The organism is Teichococcus wenyumeiae, from assembly GCF_003696345.1.
In the GTDB taxonomy this organism is placed as follows: Bacteria; Pseudomonadota; Alphaproteobacteria; order Acetobacterales; family Acetobacteraceae; genus Pseudoroseomonas; species Pseudoroseomonas wenyumeiae.
In genome coordinates this window covers 59,628-77,901 of sequence record NZ_RFLX01000019.1, presented here as the reverse complement: position 1 = coordinate 77,901, position 18,274 = coordinate 59,628, and the positions used below count along the sequence as shown (strand labels likewise).

Sequence of the window (18,274 nt, the reverse complement as noted above, 5' to 3'; positions counted from 1 at the left end):
GCCGAGGAGGTGAACAGACACGGGTCATTTCTCAGCGAAAACTCTGACCCCTCCCGGGTCAGGTCTCAGCGAAAATCAACACCTCATGGGCTCCACCGCGCTGTCCGGCGGCGGCAACCTCGCCATCACGAATGGGGATGGAGGCATAGTCGGCTACGTCCAGCAGGGCGCGTCGGCCTACTCCGCCTATGACAAGCTGACGAACTTCAACCCCGGCAAGTACATGGCGCCAGGCTACGCCTACAACACCGGTTGGTCCGGCGCGGATAGCGTCCTCAACACGCAGGTGGGCAGCGCGGGCGGCACCATCGGTACCTATGGCGCAGGCGCCCTCGGCATCGCTGGCGGCGCGTACTCGGCGTATACCGGCCTCCAGCGTGGCGGCGTGGGCGGCTACACGCAGGCTGCCGGCGGCGCGGCAACGGCGGGCCTCTCGGCGGCGGCGATGGCCGGTATGGCGGTCCCGGTTTACGGCTGGATCGCGGCGGCTGCCCTGACGGTCCTCGGCGCCCTGCTGCCCGGCCAGAAGCCCTCCGACCGCACTGGCGCGGCGACCTTCTACTCGAACGACCCCGCCAATCCCTCCATCGGCGGCCTCAATGGCGACCGCTACAGCCAGGAGAACCGCGACCAGGCGCGGGCCATTGGCGCGGAGCTGATGAAGATCACGGACCAGATCGGCCAGAAGACCGGACTGGGGCGCTCGGTGGAGACGGCCTACCGGGTGGAGTACGGCGCCCGCGACGGCCTGAATGTGTACCTGGGCACCGACAAGCTCCACGGTGGCGCGGACGAGGAAGGCGTCACTGCGGTGACGCAGGCCTTTGTCTCGCGGATGCTGCAGCAGGCGATGGCGCAGGCGCCGGATGCCAACGTGCGGCAGATCATCGGGGCTACAGGTGTGGCCGACCCGGACAAGACCATCGAGAACCTGGACTGGTACAAGAACACCTGGCAGGTCATGCAGAAGCCTTTGGAGCAGACGCGCTCCGGGCTGGAAGCCTTCGAGGCACAGTTGGAGCAGATCAAGGCTCCGTTCCAGGAAGTGATCGACAAGTCAGCTTCGCTTGGGCTGGCGACGGACGAGTTGGTGAAGCGTCAGCAGGAGGCGGCGGACTATGCGCGCCGCCAGGTGGGCATCGGCTACGACCAGTCGATGTGGCAGGCGCAGGGGCGGGGTTACGTCCAGACCGCGCGCGAGATCCGCACCAACTACGACACCAACGCAGACCTGTACCGGTCGGTCGGGCGTAATGCCGAGGATCTCTATAACGCCCAGGCTTCGCAGTTGCTGGGCTCTCTATCGGTGGATCAGCTCCGCGATGTCGCGCGGGAATTCCGCGGCCTCGACGATGCGATGGCGAACATCGCGGACAGCATGTTGGCATACAAGGAGGCCACGGAGGCCGCGACCGAGGCGCAGCAGAAGGCGATCCAGAACCAGCAGACGCGCTTGGGCTATTGGCAGGCATCCCGCTCGGCCGAGGGGCGCGATTACATCAGCTCCGTCGAGAACGTGCGGACAAACTGGGCTGAGAATGGCGCATCCTATGCGGCGGCCGGCCTCGATCCCGACCGCCTCTACTGGCAGCAGCTTCGCTCTGAACTGAACGGGCTGAGCAACGAACAACTGCGGGATGTGGCGACCTCCTTCCGCGGAGTGGATGACGCGGCGGCCAATCTGGCCGAACAGATGCTGGCGCTGGGCGGCAGCGCTGCGCAGGTCGCGGAGGATCTGGCCAAGCGCCAGCAGGCTGAGCAGACCGTGGCAGGTACGCTGGGCGGCCTGACCGACTTCATCCGGTCGATGCAGACAGACGATAGTTCGCTGCTGTCTCCACAGGCCAAGCTGAGCCTGCTGGAGCGTGACTTCAACCACCTGGGCAGCCGGGCTGCGGCAGGTGATTTCGACGCGATCAGCGAGTTGACCTCGGCCGCTGGCAACTACCGGAACGCGGCGCGGGAATATTACGGGTCGAGCGCAGGCTTCGGCGTGGCACAGGACCGCATCCTGTCTGTGTTCGATAGTGTCGGAAGCATCTCGGCCGACACGCTGACCAATTCGGCCATGGCGAGCATCATGAAGGACAGCACTGAAAAGCTGGGGGACCGCGTGGTGGCGTCGCAGGACGACCTGCGGGCAGAGATCAGGCTGCTCAGGCTGGAGATCAGCGCGTTGGTGGACGACTGATGGCTGCCCAGCCTGACTGGGGCGACCTACCGACCGAGTTCCTGCTGGAGCTTGGTTCGGCGCTGCCGCCCTCCGCAGTACGGTTGCCTGAGCAGAACCAGCTTGGCACCCACCCGCTCGGCGCTCGCCCTCGGCAGAGGGCAGCCACCAGCACCGTCACGACCCTGCGCTACAGCCAGCGTGGGTGGATTGGTGAGCCAAGTGACGGCTCCATGCCGAATGTCGCTTACCCCGCCCGCCTGGTGGAGCCGCCGACCCTGACGCGCTCGATCCGCATCCTGCCGGAGGAGAGCGCGCGGCGGACCTTCCAGGCCGGCGAGGTGCGGCTGGACAACCAAGACGGGCTGCTGGATCAGGTCACCGGCGATTGGACCATGGTCGGCCGCCCCGCGATCCTGCTGCGTGGGCCGCATCGTGAGCCCTTCCGGGCTGCCTATGGCGAGTTCGACCGGATGGCGGAGTTGCGCATCACCGGCGCGGCGCTGTCGGCATCTGGGCGGGTGAGCATCGGCCTGCGCGAGGCGGCGCGTGATCTGGCCGTGCCGGTTACGACGCCATACGCCGGAACCGGCGGGCTGGAAGGCGATGCCGGGCTCAAGGGGCAGATGCGGCCGATGCTATATGGCGCGAAGCGGAACCTGCCCGCCGTCACGCTTCTGGCGACGCAACTGGTCTACCAGTTTTCGGGCCGGGCGCTGTCCAGCATCACCGGCGTGCGGGATGGTGGGGCAGTGCTCGCCTTCGCCGGCAACTATGCCAGCTTTCCCGAGATGATGACCCCGAGCCTGCCCGACAGCACCTATGCCACCTGTCTGGCGCAGGGCCTGATCCGTTTGGCTAGCCCGCCGGCGCGGCAGGTCACCGCAGATGCTGTCGGGGCCGGCGCCGCGACCCATGCTGGCATCGCCCTGGCGCTGCTGACCGGGCCGGGCGGGCTGAGCGGTGACCGGTTCGACACGGCCAGTTTCACGGGGACGATGCCCGGCGGGCTTGCCGGGTTTCTCTTCAAGGGCGGCACGGTCGAAGCCGCTTTGAATGAGGTCACCGGCAGCTGCGCCAGTTGGTGGGGCTCCGACCGAATGGGCAGAATTGTCGCGGGGCGCCTCTTCCGCCCTGAGGCCTTCCCGCCAGACCATGCCCTCGCGCGCTGGATGCTGACCGGCGAGCCGTCCGAGATCGAGGGCACCCCGCCACGCTGGCGGCAGCGGGTGGCCTATCGGGTGCTCGGGCTGGTGCAGAGCGCAACGGACTTGACGGGCGTTGCCGCAGCCAATCCGGCAGCGGTCTCCGCCTACGGCACGGCGCAGCAGATCGAGACCGCGTTCGACGCCTCTGTGCTGGCGTCCTACCCCTCGGCCACCGACCCGGAGCCCTTGGTGAGCGGGTTCGACCTCGCCGTCGATGCCCAGGCAGAGGCCGCCTACCTGATGTCGCTCCATGGGGTCCGCCGCCGCCGCTGGCGGGTGCCGGTCGGCAAGTGGGGCGCTGCCATCAATGTGGGCCAGTCCATCAGCGTGGATCATCCCCGCCTGGCGGGCCGCAACTGGATCGTCACCGGCATGGATGAGACCGGCGACGCCAAAACCTTGACCCTCTGGGGGTAGCATGATCGGCAATTTGGACTGTGTGACCGTCACCAGCACGACGGGCGGCACCGGCGCGGCGCAGATCAGCGCCGTGGTCCCGGGCTACATCGACCCGTCGACGGCGGGCGGCGTGTCGGGGCAGAAATACACCTGGCGCCGGGAGAGCGAAGACGGCCTGAGATGGGAGTTGTTCGTCGGCACGCTGACTGTTGGTAGCCCGGTGACGATCTCGCGCGATCAGGTGGTGAAGACCCACACCGGCGCGGCATCCGCGATCAACTGGGAGGAGGGGCAGACCACCTACATCTCCTCTGTGCCGCTATCGGCCTTCCTTCCGTACCTGGATGAGCGTGGCTTGCTGAACCCGGCGTGGACGACGGTCGGCCTCCAATCGCAACTCCGCTCGTCTACCGCATTGAGCATCGCCAACAGCACGACCAGCAACTTCCCCTGGGACACGAACGACGTGAACACGCTGGGGCTGATCCCCGCGACCCCGCTGGGCATCCTCACGATCCAGGAGGATGGCGTCTACCGGTTCCAGGCGAGCCTGACCTTCGCGCCCAATGTCTCTGGGCAGCGCATCATGAACCTCGTGGTGGGCGGCAATACGGTGCGGAACCAGGCGCGCGGGCGCGGCGATGCGAATGTGGCCACCGTGTTGACTGTTGCGTGGGAGGCGCCCGTGGCGGCCGGCACGCAGGCTCGCATTGACGTTGTGCAGGACAGCGGCGGCGCACTCGATGTCGGCGGCGGCACCCAATCCAACTTCTTCATCACGAGGCTCCGCTGATGGCAACTGCATCTGTTCCGGTATCTCCTGCGGCCGACATGGTGCGGATCGCCACGCTGGCAGGCAACGGCGCCTTCGATGCTCGCAGCTACATGGAGGGGCGCCTCTACGTCGAAGGCGTCACGCAGGCGGCGCTGAATGCGGCGCTGGCTGAGGTGGGTGACGGCGCATCGTCGCGACAGCCGGTGCCGGAGAGCGTCACGCCCCTGCAAGCTCGCAAGGCATTGCGAGCCGCCGGCCTGCTGCCCCAGGTCCAAACTGCCATCGCGGCGGCCGGAGATGAGGCGCAGGAAGAGTGGGATTACGCGCTGGAGGTGCGGCGTGACCATCCGTTGCTCAATGCTGTTGCAGGCGAGCTGGGCCTGGAAAGGCATGACATTGATGCCCTGTTCCGCTCCGCCGCCCTCCTGTGACCGTCAGCCGGAGGTAACGCGATGCCGTCCCTGATCTCCGGACTAAATCTGGCCGATCTGCCAGCAGCCACGATTGAGACAAACAGCGAGGTGCCCGGCCTTGGCGTGCGCTCCCTGCTGACGCCGCGACTGGGTGAAGTCTGGCGCACCGGTTCGGGCACCACCCGCACGCTCTGGCTCGACCTCGGCTCGGCGCAGTGGGTGCGGACTATTGCCCTGTTCGCTCCGCGCGACGGGGTGCTCCCGGAAGCAAGCGCGCAGGTGGATCTGTCTATCTCTGCCGTCGCGAAGGGTGGTGACGAGCTAGGCAAGGCTGGCGACCTGCTCGTGGTGGATGCAGCGGGTCGCGTGACGACCGACATGCAGGGCGCAGACTTCGTGGTGCGCAATGGGCTGCCCTTCAGCCTGCCACGCGGGCTGTGGTGTTGGGTGCTGCCCGAACCTACCAGACTGCGCTTCGTGCAGATCGTCATCACGAGCACGCAGCCCTACCTGCAATTCAGTCGGCTGTGGGTTGGGCCTGCTCTGCTGCCGCTACGTGACCCATCGCCCAATGGCTACGCGCCAGGTGGCATCGACGACAATGCAAGCCTGCCGCGGCGGAATGTCAGGTTTAATCTGGCAACGCTCAGCGAAAGCGAGGCCGACGCACTGGAAACTATCGCCCTTGAAGCCGGAACCCAGCGGCAGGTCTTCGTGGTGCCCCGCATCGAGCGCGCGGATCGCACCGGCTTCTTCGGCAAGTTCACCACCATCCCGATGCCGTCGCCACAGCAGGCATGGAACGAGCGCGGGCGCATCTACGCCGCCGACATCGCCGCGCAGGAGGACCGCTGATGAGCATCACGCTCCCTGTCGAGATCGCCGCCAGCATGAAGCTCGGCGGGCAGTCTTCGCTCAACCGGGTCTATGCTGGAACCAGCCTGCGGGCTGTTGCGACGTTCCTGGACAAGTCCACAGGGCAGCGGGCGGAGGTGTCCGGCGTGACCTTCATGGTCCGTGACCCGAGCGGTGACGAGATCGCGGCGCCTGCGGATGCTGTGATGCGGCTTGCCGCTGGCATCTTCGCCATCGCCCTGGCGGTGGAGATGCCCGGCACCTGGTCTGTCGTGGCGCGCTGCGCCATCCCATCCCACGCTGTTGCAGTGGGCTCGTTCGATGTTTCCGCCCTGCCGGCCAGCAAGCCTCCGGCAGCGGTTCAGTATCTCACGACGGCGGACGAACGGTTCATCATCATGACCGCCGACGGCTCCCTGGTCGTCAAGCCGGCCTAGCAGCGCCTCAGCATCACTGAGCCCATCCGACGCGCGGCAGACACGCCGGCGCGGTCAATCATGCATGGAGGTATGGATGAGCGGTTCTCTCCGCGTTGTCCTCAATGATGCCGTCTTCAGGGCGTCTATTCCTGAGACTGCCAAGCAGCTCGACGATGTGCCGAAGGTGGCGAGGGCCGCCGGCATGGAGGGCGCCCAAGGGCTGGTGAAGGTCATCACCGTCCATGTCCCGGCGTTCACCCTGCCGGCAGAGCCGAGCGGGCTCCAGGCATATACCTGGCCGCTGGATGGCGTCCTGACGATCCCGGCAGCCATGCTGACCACTGCCAACATCGGCTACGTCAGCGGTGTCCTGCAGGTCGGCGACGGTGTGGTTCGTATCGTCCGTGATGACAGCGGGCCGATCCGGGCCGAGGTTCCGGGTCACAACGCCACGCGCGGGCCAGGGGCTCAGATCTCCATCCTGCTCGGGCCGGATGGCTTCGGCGGGGTGGTGCCGTACATCTCCGGCGGCACGGCGAGGCTCGACTGATGCGCGCCATTCAGAGGCTCGCGGCCACGCGCACCACGCCGGAGGACCCGCCGCCGCTGGTCGATCTCGACTTCAGCCAAGGCCCGCTCCCGGCCGGCGCCACCTTCACGCGCGCCGGCGGGCACGAGAGCTATTTCGACGGCCAGGGCTCGCTCGGCGTCGTCTCGGCGTCCAACGTCCCGGCCTTCGACCACTACTACGATGCGGCAAGCGGCGCCTGGCTTCCGGCGGGCATCCCGATCCGGCCGAGCCGCCGCAACCAGTTGGCCAATCCGCGCGCGGTATTCGAGCCAGGGGCTGCGGCGCCGACTGGCTGGGACCTGTCATCCGGCCTCAACCTCGCGGCGTCGGCGACACTGGCGCCGGCCAGTGAGGGCGGCATGTCGGGCATCGACATCACCCTGGCCGGGCGCACCTCGGGCAACACCTCCAGCCGCTACTACATCAGCATTCTCTTCGACAAGGCGCCCTACCGCGACGACAGCGACCCGGAGAACGCCGATACGAGCACGCCCGGCGCTGGCCGTGGCGTGGGGCTGGGGCAGCCGCTGAGCGTGCTGATGCATCCCCGGCTCCTGTCGGGCAGCCTGGCAGCCGTCGTGGCCTGCGAGGCCTTCGTGCGGGTCTACGACGCGACCGACACGCAGCTAGCCATTACGTCGGTGCCCTTCACGCCGAAGGACACGCCGGCGGCCTCGCAGGAGGCGTCTGCTACCCGGACAATGCCGACCACGGCGACCTATGCCTATGCGCGCCCCGGGCTGCGGCTGACCGTGGCCGGCGCCTCCGACCTCAACACAGTGCTCCGCGTGGTTGGCGTCGAGGCGCAGGTGGCCACCTCTGTCGTGGGCCTGATCCCCGCCGGCGTTGAGGTGCTGCGCGAGGGCGGCTCGCTGAGCGTGGACCTGCCGCCCGGCACCTATGACCTGCTGGTCGAGGACACGATTGCGACCTGGCAGGACGCGATCACCATCACCACGGGCTCGCTGCTGCTGGAGCCGCGTGCGGGCGAGACGCATATCCGGCGCGTGCGAGTGTGGCCGGCGGGGGCGCTGAGCGAGCCGACGAAGCGGAGCTTCATCGTCGGCGACATCCCGGACCCGACCTATGTGATCTCTGCCGACAAGGGGCTGGTGCTGGACGAAGCCGGCGGCGTCGTGGAGTGGCAGGTGGCGACCGGCGTGCGCGCCTACCAGCCGGACGCAGTGCTGCGGCCCAAGGTGGTGCAGGACGAGCAGGGGGCGGGGGTGCAGTTCGATGGCACGGCCTATCTGCTGTTCGATCTGCCGCGCTCCTATGGCAACGAGATGTCTGTGGCCGCGGTGTTCTCGAGCGCCAGCGACAGCCTGCGCCAGACCATCCTGGGCATGGGCAACACCAACAACGGCTACCAGCTGGAGATCAACGGCCAGCGCCCGCGCACGGCGGCGACCCTGATCTATGGCTCCTACGTCTCGGTGTCCGAGGTGGGGCCGTCCTGGCAGGATGGCGCGGTGCTGGTCTACAGCCGGCGCGGCTCCGACCTGCACACCTATGGCGTCAACGGCCGGCAGAACATCGGCACGGCCACGGCACTGACCTCGGCCTATTCGGGCAACGGGCAGAAGTACATCGGCTGCCGCGCGCCGGGAGAGCAGCCGTTTGTCGGCATCCTGCGCGAGATCCAGCTCTACCTGGATCGTGCGCTGACCCAGGACCAGGAGCGGCTGCGGGACCGCGAGTTGCGCGGCAAGTGGCGTTGCGGCGCCGACGCCAAGGGCTGCTGGAACGTCACCGCCGGCGGCCAGTCCTCCACTGGCTTCGTCGTCGCGGCCGATGTGACGCAAGCGGCACAGCGGGTGGCCCTGCTGGTCACCGACGATCCTGCGCGCAAGGCCCGCATCCGGGAGATCGACCCGCGCCCCACCACTCCGCTGCGGCGGGATAACACCCGGCAGTACCACCAGTACAAGACGGAGGTGACCGGCCTGAAGCCGTCCACCCGCTACTGGTACACGCTGCGGATCGACGGGCAGGTTGATGCCAGTTCCTGGCAGAGCGTCATGACCATGCCAGTGGAGCGTCAACCATGCCCTTACGTGAAGGTTCTGGTCGGCTCCTGCTGGAGCGTGCCGGCCAGCCTGCGGATGCCGATTGCCGATGCCATGGCGGCGGAGGAAGCGCAGACCTTCTTTCAGATCGGCGACAACGCCTATCCGAACCACGCCACCACGGACCTTGGCATCATCCGCGAGCGCACGCATCGCAAAGTGGTGTCCTCGCCCAATGCCCAGACGCTGCTGGCCAATACCGGCATGGTCTGGACGCCGGACAACCACGACTGGGCTGGCAGCAACCCGGACTGGGCCGAAGTGGTCAAGGGAGTGCCGACCAAGGACGTGTTCGCCGCCTCCCGCCGGGTCTTCCGTGAAGGCTTCCCGCATCACCCGCTGGTGCAGGAAACGCTGGGGGAGACCGACCCGGAGAAGCTGATCGTGGCGCAGGCGCCGGCTACCGGCCGCGTCCTCTGGCTGGTGCCCGACTGCATCAGTCAGCGCCGCTACCGCGATGTGCCGGCAGCCCAGGCCACCATCATGGGGCACCAGACCGGGCATGAGTTCTGGGACCAGCTTTCGTGGTTCCTCGGCCGGCTGGCGACGGCGAAGGCGGATGGCTATGGGCAGGTCGTCTTCATCTCGCCCAACCGCTGGAGCGCCAACAACTTCCCGGCCTACTCTCTGACCTACCGGGCCGAGTATCTGAAGATCATCGAGGGCATCAAGGCCTGCGAGGTGCCGGTGCTGCTGGTCGTCGGCGACATCCACATGTGCGCCTTCGATGATGGCACCAACAAGGGAACCTCTGCGCCGCGGTCAGATGACACGCTCTGCATCCCGCAGATCGTGGCCTCGCCGCTGCACAATGGCACGCTGGGCAACAGCCCTAACTCCGGCGTCTATGTCTGGCGCGGCGTGGAGAGCAAAATCCGCGCGACCCGCAGCTATGACCGCCTGGAGTTCGAGGACAGCGGCAGCGAAATCCACTGGACGGCCACCTGCCTGACCCAGGACAGCGTCACCGGCCTAACCACCGAGGCGCAGAAGGTCAGCAGCCGCGACGGCACGGTGGGCGTGAAGCTGGAAGCGGCCGACCTCCTGGTGACGGAGGGGGCATCGCTGAGCATCCCGCTGGTCAAGACGTGGTTCGGCAAGGCGTGCTCCGTGGACTGGGCGACCTCGGCCGGTGCCTCGGGGAAGGTTTCCTTCCGCGTCAACGAGGGCAGGGTCTTTGCCAGCTTCCCGGCCGGCGCTGAGGCTGGGATGACGCTGACGCTGAGCAACCCGGTGGGCTGCGAACTCGCTTCGCCCTCCGTGGCGACTATCGGCGTGCTGTCGGCGAAGACTTCCTTCGCCATTGACGCCATGACGGTGAAGCCCAATCGCGAGTGGACCCTGGCCTATGACGAATGGGTCCGGGCCATGGTTGCCGCCGACGCGTGGAACGGCCTGATCTGCCTGCTGGCCACCCACGACCAGCAGGCCGCCATGATCAACTGGACCAACCCGGGGGTGGGCGCACTGACCGCAGTGAACAGCCCGACATGGGTTGCTGGCCGCGGCTGGCGCTCGGCAGGATCGGCCTATCTCAACGCCGGCATCGCCTACAACGCCATCCCGGGGATGCAGCAGAACGACGGGCATCTCGGCCTGCATGTGGTGGACGATGACGGCACCGGCTCCGGGCCGCTGATCAGCACCTCGGATGGCGCCACGGGGCCGACCTACAGCTACATCGACCCCAAGACAGCGGCTGGCGCTTTCGGCAGCCGCATGAACACCGCCAGCAACGTAGGCTCGGATGACAGCGTGCAGGTGGCCTCGGCCAATGGCTCGGCGCTGACCAGCCGCATCTCTGCCACCAGCTTCGACCGCTACAAGGACGGGGTGAGCATCGGGCCGCGCACCCGCGCTTCCTCGCCGCTGCTGACCGGCAACCTGCGCCTGCTGCGGGCCTACTCGCAGATCAGCGCTGGCCGCACGCTCGCGCTGGCCACGGCTGGCTGGCACCGGGACGCGACGCAGGCGGCGGCCTTCCACGCGGCCGTCACCACCTTCCTCAACCGCATCGCGGGGATCACGACATGAGCGACAACCTGCAGGAGGCAGCGGCCCGTGCCGCTGCGCTCTCCGGCTACATCATCCTGACTGCGGACCAGGCCGAGGCGGTGCGCGGCCCGACCGCGCCCGGCGCCGCGCTGGACCCACGGCCTCTGCAATCCGGCGCCTGGGCGCTGCCGGTGCGGGTGCTGCTCGATCCGGCGCATGAGATGCACCACGCGCTGCTGGGCGATCTGCCGGTGCGCGAGGTGCCGGAAGAGGAATGGCTGATCGAGGCTGAGGAATGACCGCCATCCGCCGCATCCGAGGTTCCTGAACGATGCCAGATAGCGGGCGAAGCGAAGCGGACCGCATCCGTGACCTGGAAACGCTTGTTGCGAGGTTGAGCGAGCGCACGCACGCCCAAGCCAATCAGCGCCAAGTGGAGCTGTCCACCCAGTTCTCTGCCCAGGCACGCGCGCCGAAGACACCGAGCATGACGGCCATCATAGCGATGGTCGGCTCTGCCCTTGGCATCATCATCGGCTGCATCACCATCGGATCGAATGTCTTCAACATGGGAGGCAGCGTGAAGGAGATGCAGGTGATGCAGACGAACCTCGCGTCCTCCATAGCTGAGATCCGGGCCGGCCTACAGTCGGGGCGTGAGCAGCGCGAGAAGGATGTGAACCGGCTGGAGGGGCTGATCCGCCAGTTGGACGCTGAGCAACGCACGCAGGGCACCCGCCTCACGAGGCAGGAAGTCCTGCAAGGCATTATGCCGCCGCGAGCCCAGCAGCAGGGGGATATCCCTAGCGTCTCGGGCGGCTCTCTTCCTCCCGCGCAGATCCAGTCTGTCCGGCAGGACTTGCTAGGCCGAGGCTAACCCGCCGCCGGCCGGCTGCCGGCATCACACACAATCCGAGGTATCCGATGCCCGACACCCCTGGTGACGCGGTAACCGCGTGGCTGCGCGGTCTGATGGCTGATGCGTTCGCGCCAACGGAGGCGCGCATTGCCGCGCTGGAGCGCCTGATTGCGGAGCGGCTGCCGTCCACGCCGGCGCCAGATCTCCAGCCAGAGCCGGCGCCCATCATCACCGAGCCGGAAGCCGCCCCCGTCGTCGTGACGCCGACGCCAGGCACATCCGCCCGGATCGAGATCACCTCCGCGTCCGGCACCCTCTGGCCCGTAGAGCTGCCCGAGGCCGATGATGCCCGCCTGATGCTGGAGGTGCCGGCGGAGATCGCGGGCTGCACGTCGCTGCGGCTGGTTGTGGACCATGGCCGCAAGCAGGGTGTGCGCTGGGCGGACGTGTGGCTCCGCAACGACATCAGCATGCGCGAGGGCGGCGGCCCCGCCAGCTATTCCGTGCGGGTGGTGCTTGACGGCCAGGAGGTGCTGCGCCGCGATGTGCCGCGCCATCATCTCTACTCTGGCTGGGGCCGCATGGTATCGACCGGCCCGCTCCCCGAGACGCCCTGGCCCGATGCCAAGACGCTGCGTGCCGCCGGCGTCGCCAGCTATGCCGGCTCGGTGGATGAGAGCGTGCTGCAGCGGTACGCCGCCGCCATGGCTGACCCGTCGTGGGACAGCGATGTCTTCGCGACGCGCGGCCTCTACCTCGACATGCCGGCCACTGGTGGGCGGCCGGATATCGGCCCTGCGACGGAAGCTGCGGCTGCGGCCATCATTTCCCGCGACCCGCGCGCGATCGCTTACCTGATCGGCCAGGCCGAGGCGGCGGGCGGTATTCCCTGGCACCATTGGGATGCATCGCGCTGCGCCTGGATGCGCGTCACGGATTGGCCAGGGCTCTGGACGGACCCGCGCGGCGGCGAGCCGGGTTCGGGGACGCTGCTCCAGCCGGTGCCGTCGGCGGCCGAGGTTGGCTGGGAACTGGATAGCGCGCACCAGCCGGACTGCAGCTTCGTCGCCTACTTGCTGACCGGCCGCCGCGCCTTCCTCGACAACCTGCAGGCCCAGGCAGCGTGGAACGTCGTGTTCCAGTGGTCTGGGATGCGCGGCGACAGCGATATGCTGGTGGTGTGGGGCAATCAGGTGCGCGGCTCGGCCTGGGCGCTGCGGCAGATCGACGAAGCCGCCTGGGCCAGCCCGGAGGGAAGCGTCGAGAAGGCGTACTTCACCGCCGTCTCCGAGGCCAACTGGCGCTGGATCATGGACAATATCCCGATCTGGACAGAGCAGCAGGGCGAGGCGCATGGCTGGCTGCCGGGCGAATACGGCACGCCGGGCGGGCTCAGCCTGTGGCAGCAGGACTACTTCGCCTCGACGGCCATTGCGGCGGCCAAGCGGGGCAATCCGCTGGCCAAGGCCTTCCTGGAATGGGCGGCGAACTTCCACCTCAACCGCGTCGCCAAGCTGGGCCATGACGGCGTGGGGTATATCCTCGCCGTCAGCGACCCTGAGACAGGCGAGACCTACCGCGACTGGTCCCGCATCAAGGCCGAAACGGAGAAGCGAGGCTGGTCCAACGGCTCGGGCTGGGAGCAGTCGAACGGCAACTACGGCGCGTGGTTCCTCTCGACCCTCGCCGGCTATGTCTCGCTGTTCAACGACGCTGAGGCCCGGAAGCTGTTCAAGGCTATCCCCACCATGGGCGCCCCCTGGACCCAGCCAGCCGACTTCCGCCGCGACCCGCTGCTGAGCATCGCGCCGGCTGAGTGAACGCCGCGATCAGGCCTGAGCAGATAGCCTGCCGCGCTTGAACTCTTCAAACAGAAGCCAGATGACGTTCGGCGTTGATGCGTCGCCGCTCTCATGGACGACGCCGTGGTCCAAGAACTCATAGGTAAAACCACGGCCTGATCCGACCATGTGGACACGGAACCGGCCACCTGGGTTCGGGGCTTCGGCGCGGGTCTGCTGCTGCTCAGCCATTTCTAGCCCTCATGCACACGGGACATTCTAGCTCAACGCGGCGCCCGTGTCCTGAGTAACCGCCGCCGGGGCGCATCCCGGCATCCCTGAGGACAATCCGATGCAATACGTTCTCGCTCGCCTTCGCGAGCCGGGCACCATGCGCTCGCTCGCCGTGGTGCTGTTCGCCCTGCTTGGCTTGGCGCCGGACGATCCCCGCATGGAGATGGCCATCCAGATCGGCATCCTTGCCCTGGGCGGCATCTCGGCGCTGCTGCCCGAGAAGTCCACCAAGGCTGCCGAGACGGTGGAGCAGGCCGCCAACACCGCGCAGGTCGCTGCCTCCACTGCCGCCGCGACCGTGCGGGAGGTCGCCCGCGTCACCGACAACGTGGCTGGCATCGTGGGGAAGGTCCGACTGTGACGCTCCTCTCTCGCCTGTTCGCCTTCCTGGGCTTGGGGCGGGAGGCTCCGGCCGCCAGCACCGCCCGCGCCCCCGTCGATCTGGCGCCAGTGCCCGGGGTCTACCACCCCGGGCAAGTGGTGCCCGTCTACGGGGTGGGGGAGACGATCCCCGCCCCGGCCAATCTCCCGACATCAATGGAGGCGCCTGTGGCGACCGACCCCGTTGCGGCCCTGACCGATCTGCTGATCGTGGAGGAGGGCCTGCGCCTGACCGTCTATGATGACGCCACCGGCAAGGCCATCGGGCCCGGCACGCAGGTGGTCGGCCATCCCACCATCGGCATCGGCCGCGCGCTGAACCGCAAGGGCATCACCGCCGCCGAGGCCCGCTATCTGCTGGGCAACGACGTGGTGGAGGTGCGGGAGCAGGTGGCACGCTCGCTACCCTGGTCCACCCGCCTCACGCCGGTTCGCCGCATGGTGCTGGAGGCCATGGCGTTCCAGATGGGACTGGCTGGGCTGCTCGGCTTCAAGAACACCCTGGCCATGGTGGAGCGCGGCGACTACGCGGGCGCGGCTGCCGGGATGCTCAACAGCCAGTGGGCGAGGCAGACCCCGGCGCGGGCGAAGCGGATGGCGGATCTGATGCGGGAGGGGTGAGATCAGCTCCGGGGTTTAAATTGATTGCGCCAGATCGGAAGCTTCTGCCATTCGGACAAAAGCATGGACTTCGGCCCGTCCCCATCATCGTAGATGATCCTGCCGTCTTCCTCCCGGATGTAATCAAGAAGACGGCAATTCTTGACTCTGGCCCAAGAATTCTCTGGCATTCCTACATTTTTCCTAAGAAATGCGAGAGATGAAAGCCCGTCTTCTCCAGTATGAGCCAAGGGAAGACTACGCATCATCTGACTCTTTTGGTAAACGGCAGCCGGTCATGGCGCAAACAGACTGAACGAAAGCTCGCAGTATCTGCTCGTCGCTCAAGGAACTGTCGAAGATTGGGAAGTCTGTCGGGTTACCCCCAGGCCGTCCTGGCGCGTTGCAGCGGACCACGTTGAGATACCGGCCGGTTCCTGCCCAGTCCTTATCTAAGTCGCCCTTCTTCTGAACCCAAGCGCGCTTGAAGGCGCCCGAGGCTTGCTCCCACTCAATGTAGGGCTGGTTCTTACCGTCACGCTGGATCTTCACCCGAACCTCCGTTTACGTAGAACGTAAGCTAAGCGAAACGGGCCGGTGATGAAAAGGGCACCGAATGCGTAACAGTGGAAAGCGCGATTGCGGCGGGGGAGAAGGACTTTCCGTGATCCATATGTCCCGCACCGTTTAATGTGGACGAGCCCGGGCCGCCTTATTCAAGGCACCGTGAATAGCGGATCGGGGCAATACCCTAGTGCTGCGCTGTGGTATCATGCTGGCGCTGCGGCGGCGTGGAAGGACACGCTATCCGATAAGTCGGCGGGCCTCGGCCAAGGTCATCGGTAATAGCCGTCAGCCGGTATCAAGCCCGGCCCGCAGCAATGAGTAGGGCTAAGACAACGGTAGTCGGATGGTCTCCAAAACCATCAGTCGAGGTTCAAATCCTCGGCCCTATGCCAGTTCCGGTGGCGCGGAAGCGCGCGGCTAAGCCACCGTATATGCCGCGCGGCGCAATTCCCGGTGCCAGTAGGGAAGCATCCGCCCGGTGGGAGCAATCCTGCCGGGCGGTTTTTCTTACCTAGGGCTCGACGCTCACGCCTCAGCATTTCGTTACCGGCGCGGATGAAATTTGCATTAAACGTAAATCACCCCTACGGTTTCACTGCTACGGCATCGGAACGGATGCCCTGTCACGCCTTCGGTGGGAATAGCGTACAAGCTGCCCGGTCTCGGCCCCCGCCTTGCCGGGCAGCTTTTCGTTGACCGCGCTGTGGCGGCAAATCCACTGACCTGGAGTAAGCCATGTCGCGTGCCTTCCTTAAGTGCCAGCACATCATCGCGGCGTGTGGTCCAGCCAGTGAGGCGGCGAGCTTAGCTCTCGATTTGCCTCCTAGCGGGAGGTCCGACGAGTTGGACCAAGTGCGGCGCGAGGTGCGGACCATTGAGGGCTTGCTAGCGCTCGCAACGGCGGCAGAGCGGGAGGGGCAGCTCACCATGCAGGTTTCGGCCGCAGATTTCCTCCTGCTGGCCGATTTCTACGAAGGTCGAAACTAGGTCCTGGCAGCCGTTGCCAAGGAATGGGGTAGCCATCGTCGTCGCCACCCTCTTCTCAAAAAGCCTGACCTAAGGCACAGAGGCTAACTTGAGCGTAACGTTGGTGGGGCGAAATAGGTATAGCTGGGCCTCTATGCCGATCCTGAAGGAGGACGAACTGGGCGCCGAAACGCGGAAGGCGCTCATCCTCGTGGCTCGTGGGCTCGCCAAAGAGGCGGCCACTGCCTCCCCTGAGCCGCCGCTAGACGCGACGGGGGATGAGGGGGAGTGACTGGATCCGCGGGGGCCGCGGTGGTGGCACCGCTCGCTAAAGCTTGCATCTCAAGGGAGCTGAACATAATGTCTGATGCTCATGGCGGAAATGACCATGTCGGCCGAGGAAAAGCATCTCGCAGAGCTGAAGCGCGCGACAGAGCGCACTTTGCTCGACGTGCTGAGGGACATCCCGGAGCAGCTGCGTCAAGCTGCGGAGCAGTCGCGTGCCGCTCGGGAGGATCACCTCAGGCGGGCAGAAGCCGCTCGTGAGCGCATCAGATCAGGCTCCCGGCCGTCCGCACACCGCTTCCGTCTTTGACTTCATCTACCATGACGCCAGAAGGGTAGGGTCGTTCCTCGCACAGTTCGAGGATGCCGGCGTGTTGCAGGCCACCAAGATCAGCGAACAGGCCACAGACGGTTCGTCGCGCAAGTATCGAACGGGCGGCAAGTTCAACCTCGCCATAACGTCCGGAGACGCGGGTGTCGAAGGGGCTGAGAATTCTGAACTGCGCGCCGGCAGCGAAAAATCTTACGATCCCTTTTGGAGTAATGCCCTAACCTTCTTAGATGAGGCCCAGTCCAGAGGGCTGCTTAAATCCGACATAAGCTCTGCGGCAATTGGCGATCTAGTCATCGTATCCGGTTCTTTGTTAGTGCTGGATATCGGGCTTCTCAAGAATTTATGGACTAAGCCGAGCACTAGAAAGCTTATCAATTCCGGCGTTCAAGAACAGGCGGCTCCGCCCGCTAACCGGCAGGAGCGCCGCGGATTAGAACGCCACAGGAAGTCAGGCCAGTCATCAGATCCCAACATTGATGTATTCATGGACCTGATGACAGACTTTCCCCACAGCACGCAGGGCTGGATAATGGGGCAGGATTTCTCATGTTGGTTTCCCATGAGAGCCGACGCCATGGTTACGGCCGGGTCTGACATCCTTCTACAACACGGAACCCACCTGGGACCTAACTGGACCCTAGTTGGCATTCTTGACGCTCGTCCCGGCGCGCCTGATGACCAAGCGCACCTGGAAATGGCCCTGGCAACAGTTAGCAGCGCTCTCGGTCAGATGGTCAGCGCTCTCTCCTTGGTAGTCCGCCCTCAACTGGGGCGCCCGGACCATGCATTTGGACTAACGCCCTTGCTTGTGCTGCGGGAGATCAATGGAACGTAGTTTCATCTTTAGGTGCCTCAGCCAGCCCGCCCACCGGCGGGCTTTTTGTGCCTATCGCCGCACCGGCTTAGCTTCCGATGTTGCTGTGAGTTGATCCTCTGGAAGGACCCGCTCCTGTCCGTCTCGCGCGCCACGAACCCTGTAGCTGCGATTGCCACCTTCACTAGGCATCACCCGAAGGACGGTGAATATTCCTGATGGAATGTTCGCATCGCCGAGCCCCGGAGTGAAAGTCACCAACTCACCGGTCCCGAATTTGGCAGTAGCCATGGCCGCGACCTCCTCAAAACGAATTAGATCAGGCCAAGCAGGTAGATCACGAGAGCCGCGGCAAATATTCCGGCCGCAGCAAACCCAATCTGCTCGACACGGCCCTCCCAATCGACACTACGCGCCCAGTTCAAGCACGACCGATTGTATGTCATGGACAACGATAGCATGTCCGGTGCTTGATCTCGCATTACATTGGCCAAAGACAATTTGGCCGAAATGCTATCG

The 18,274-nt window shown here is 66.0% G+C and carries 17 protein-coding genes and 1 tRNA gene; 16 read left to right on the top strand and 2 right to left on the bottom strand.

Annotated features, from left to right (window positions below; translation table 11 throughout):
• Window positions 1–85: 85 nt before the first annotated feature.
• The 11 genes from EBE87_RS20335 to EBE87_RS20285 all read left to right on the top strand — a co-directional run bounded on the left by EBE87_RS20335 (window position 86) and on the right by EBE87_RS20285 (window position 13,553).
• A complete protein-coding gene (locus EBE87_RS20335; RefSeq protein WP_120637728.1) occupies window positions 86–2,191 on the top strand; it encodes a hypothetical protein in 2,106 nt (701 codons plus the stop codon).
• Entirely contained in the window at window positions 2,191–3,795 is a 1,605-nt protein-coding gene (locus EBE87_RS20330; protein WP_147426017.1) for a hypothetical protein, read from the top strand. The genes EBE87_RS20335 and EBE87_RS20330 overlap by 1 nt, the downstream gene beginning before the upstream one ends.
• Window position 3,796: 1 nt before the next feature.
• Complete coding sequence (locus EBE87_RS20325; RefSeq protein WP_120637726.1) at window positions 3,797–4,570, top strand: hypothetical protein; 774 nt, start codon at window positions 3,797–3,799, stop codon at window positions 4,568–4,570.
• Between the two features lie 38 nt (window positions 4,571–4,608).
• Window positions 4,609–4,983 carry a hypothetical protein gene (locus EBE87_RS20320; protein WP_120637725.1) on the top strand — a complete coding sequence of 125 codons (375 nt, stop codon included), beginning with the start codon at window positions 4,609–4,611 and terminating at the stop codon, window positions 4,981–4,983.
• A 21-nt stretch (window positions 4,984–5,004) separates the two neighbouring features.
• Window positions 5,005–5,820, top strand: coding sequence for a hypothetical protein (locus EBE87_RS20315; RefSeq protein ID WP_120637724.1), 816 nt, complete (start codon window positions 5,005–5,007; stop codon window positions 5,818–5,820).
• Window positions 5,820–6,257, top strand: coding sequence for a hypothetical protein (locus EBE87_RS20310; RefSeq protein WP_120637723.1), 438 nt, complete (start codon window positions 5,820–5,822; stop codon window positions 6,255–6,257). The genes EBE87_RS20315 and EBE87_RS20310 overlap by 1 nt, the downstream gene beginning before the upstream one ends.
• Window positions 6,258–6,333: 76 nt before the next feature.
• Window positions 6,334–6,789 carry a hypothetical protein gene (locus EBE87_RS20305; RefSeq protein ID WP_120637722.1) on the top strand — a complete coding sequence of 152 codons (456 nt, stop codon included), beginning with the start codon at window positions 6,334–6,336 and terminating at the stop codon, window positions 6,787–6,789.
• Complete coding sequence (locus tag EBE87_RS20300) at window positions 6,789–10,913, top strand: hypothetical protein (RefSeq protein ID WP_120637721.1); 4,125 nt, start codon at window positions 6,789–6,791, stop codon at window positions 10,911–10,913. The genes EBE87_RS20305 and EBE87_RS20300 overlap by 1 nt, the downstream gene beginning before the upstream one ends.
• Window positions 10,910–11,173 (top strand): hypothetical protein, encoded by a 264-nt coding sequence (locus EBE87_RS20295; protein ID WP_120637720.1) that lies wholly within the window; start codon window positions 10,910–10,912, stop codon window positions 11,171–11,173. Before EBE87_RS20300 ends, EBE87_RS20295 begins: the two co-directional genes overlap by 4 nt.
• 32 nt (window positions 11,174–11,205) lie before the next feature.
• Entirely contained in the window at window positions 11,206–11,751 is a 546-nt protein-coding gene (locus EBE87_RS20290) for a hypothetical protein (protein ID WP_120637719.1), read from the top strand.
• Between the two features lie 95 nt (window positions 11,752–11,846).
• Window positions 11,847–13,553 (top strand): hypothetical protein, encoded by a 1,707-nt coding sequence (locus EBE87_RS20285; RefSeq protein WP_120637718.1) that lies wholly within the window; start codon window positions 11,847–11,849, stop codon window positions 13,551–13,553.
• A 9-nt stretch (window positions 13,554–13,562) separates the two neighbouring features.
• Here the strand turns inward: EBE87_RS20285 and EBE87_RS20280 are convergent, their stop codons facing one another.
• Window positions 13,563–13,766 carry a hypothetical protein gene (locus tag EBE87_RS20280; RefSeq protein ID WP_120637717.1) on the bottom strand — a complete coding sequence of 68 codons (204 nt, stop codon included), beginning with the start codon at window positions 13,764–13,766 and terminating at the stop codon, window positions 13,563–13,565.
• Window positions 13,767–13,866: 100 nt separating this feature from the next.
• On the opposite strand from EBE87_RS20280, the gene EBE87_RS20275 reads away from it, so the two are divergent.
• Both EBE87_RS20275 and EBE87_RS20270 read left to right on the top strand, forming a co-directional pair.
• On the top strand, window positions 13,867–14,169 hold the full coding sequence (locus tag EBE87_RS20275) for a hypothetical protein (RefSeq protein ID WP_147426016.1): 303 nt from the start codon (window positions 13,867–13,869) through the stop codon (window positions 14,167–14,169).
• Window positions 14,166–14,810: a glycoside hydrolase family protein gene (locus EBE87_RS20270; RefSeq protein WP_199707265.1), complete on the top strand. Its 645-nt coding sequence runs from the start codon at window positions 14,166–14,168 to the stop codon at window positions 14,808–14,810. The genes EBE87_RS20275 and EBE87_RS20270 overlap by 4 nt, the downstream gene beginning before the upstream one ends.
• Window positions 14,811–15,047: 237 nt before the next feature.
• Here the strand turns inward: EBE87_RS20270 and EBE87_RS28720 are convergent, their stop codons facing one another.
• The gene (locus tag EBE87_RS28720) at window positions 15,048–15,341 is read right to left on the bottom strand and encodes a hypothetical protein (protein ID WP_147426015.1); all 294 of its coding nucleotides are present in this window, start codon (window positions 15,339–15,341) and stop codon (window positions 15,048–15,050) included.
• Between the two features lie 333 nt (window positions 15,342–15,674).
• On the opposite strand from EBE87_RS28720, the gene EBE87_RS29100 reads away from it, so the two are divergent.
• The 3 genes from EBE87_RS29100 to EBE87_RS28715 all read left to right on the top strand — a co-directional run bounded on the left by EBE87_RS29100 (window position 15,675) and on the right by EBE87_RS28715 (window position 17,776).
• A tRNA-Trp gene (locus EBE87_RS29100) sits at window positions 15,675–15,748 on the top strand.
• Between the two features lie 343 nt (window positions 15,749–16,091).
• Window positions 16,092–16,343 (top strand): hypothetical protein, encoded by a 252-nt coding sequence (locus EBE87_RS20265; RefSeq protein ID WP_120637714.1) that lies wholly within the window; start codon window positions 16,092–16,094, stop codon window positions 16,341–16,343.
• A 521-nt stretch (window positions 16,344–16,864) separates the two neighbouring features.
• Window positions 16,865–17,776, top strand: coding sequence for a DUF6414 family protein (locus EBE87_RS28715; RefSeq protein ID WP_147426014.1), 912 nt, complete (start codon window positions 16,865–16,867; stop codon window positions 17,774–17,776).
• The last annotated feature ends 498 nt before the right edge of the window (window positions 17,777–18,274 follow it).

Bases quoted from the DNA above. Each gene is read 5' to 3' on its own strand.
- EBE87_RS20335 (WP_120637728.1), top strand. From the start codon at position 86: ATGGGCTCCACCGCGCTGTCCGGCGGCGGCAACCTCGCCATCACGAAT.
- EBE87_RS20330 (WP_147426017.1), top strand. From the start codon at position 2,191: ATGGCTGCCCAGCCTGACTGGGGCGACCTACCGACCGAGTTCCTGCTG.
- EBE87_RS20325 (WP_120637726.1), top strand. From the start codon at position 3,797: ATGATCGGCAATTTGGACTGTGTGACCGTCACCAGCACGACGGGCGGC.
- EBE87_RS20320 (WP_120637725.1), top strand. From the start codon at position 4,609: ATGGTGCGGATCGCCACGCTGGCAGGCAACGGCGCCTTCGATGCTCGC.
- EBE87_RS20315 (WP_120637724.1), top strand. From the start codon at position 5,005: ATGCCGTCCCTGATCTCCGGACTAAATCTGGCCGATCTGCCAGCAGCC.
- EBE87_RS20310 (WP_120637723.1), top strand. From the start codon at position 5,820: ATGAGCATCACGCTCCCTGTCGAGATCGCCGCCAGCATGAAGCTCGGC.
- EBE87_RS20305 (WP_120637722.1), top strand. From the start codon at position 6,334: ATGAGCGGTTCTCTCCGCGTTGTCCTCAATGATGCCGTCTTCAGGGCG.
- EBE87_RS20300 (WP_120637721.1), top strand. From the start codon at position 6,789: ATGCGCGCCATTCAGAGGCTCGCGGCCACGCGCACCACGCCGGAGGAC.
- EBE87_RS20295 (WP_120637720.1), top strand. From the start codon at position 10,910: ATGAGCGACAACCTGCAGGAGGCAGCGGCCCGTGCCGCTGCGCTCTCC.
- EBE87_RS20290 (WP_120637719.1), top strand. From the start codon at position 11,206: ATGCCAGATAGCGGGCGAAGCGAAGCGGACCGCATCCGTGACCTGGAA.
- EBE87_RS20285 (WP_120637718.1), top strand. From the start codon at position 11,847: ATGGCTGATGCGTTCGCGCCAACGGAGGCGCGCATTGCCGCGCTGGAG.
- EBE87_RS20280 (WP_120637717.1), bottom strand. From the start codon at position 13,766: ATGGCTGAGCAGCAGCAGACCCGCGCCGAAGCCCCGAACCCAGGTGGC.
- EBE87_RS20275 (WP_147426016.1), top strand. From the start codon at position 13,867: ATGCAATACGTTCTCGCTCGCCTTCGCGAGCCGGGCACCATGCGCTCG.
- EBE87_RS20265 (WP_120637714.1), top strand. From the start codon at position 16,092: ATGTCGCGTGCCTTCCTTAAGTGCCAGCACATCATCGCGGCGTGTGGT.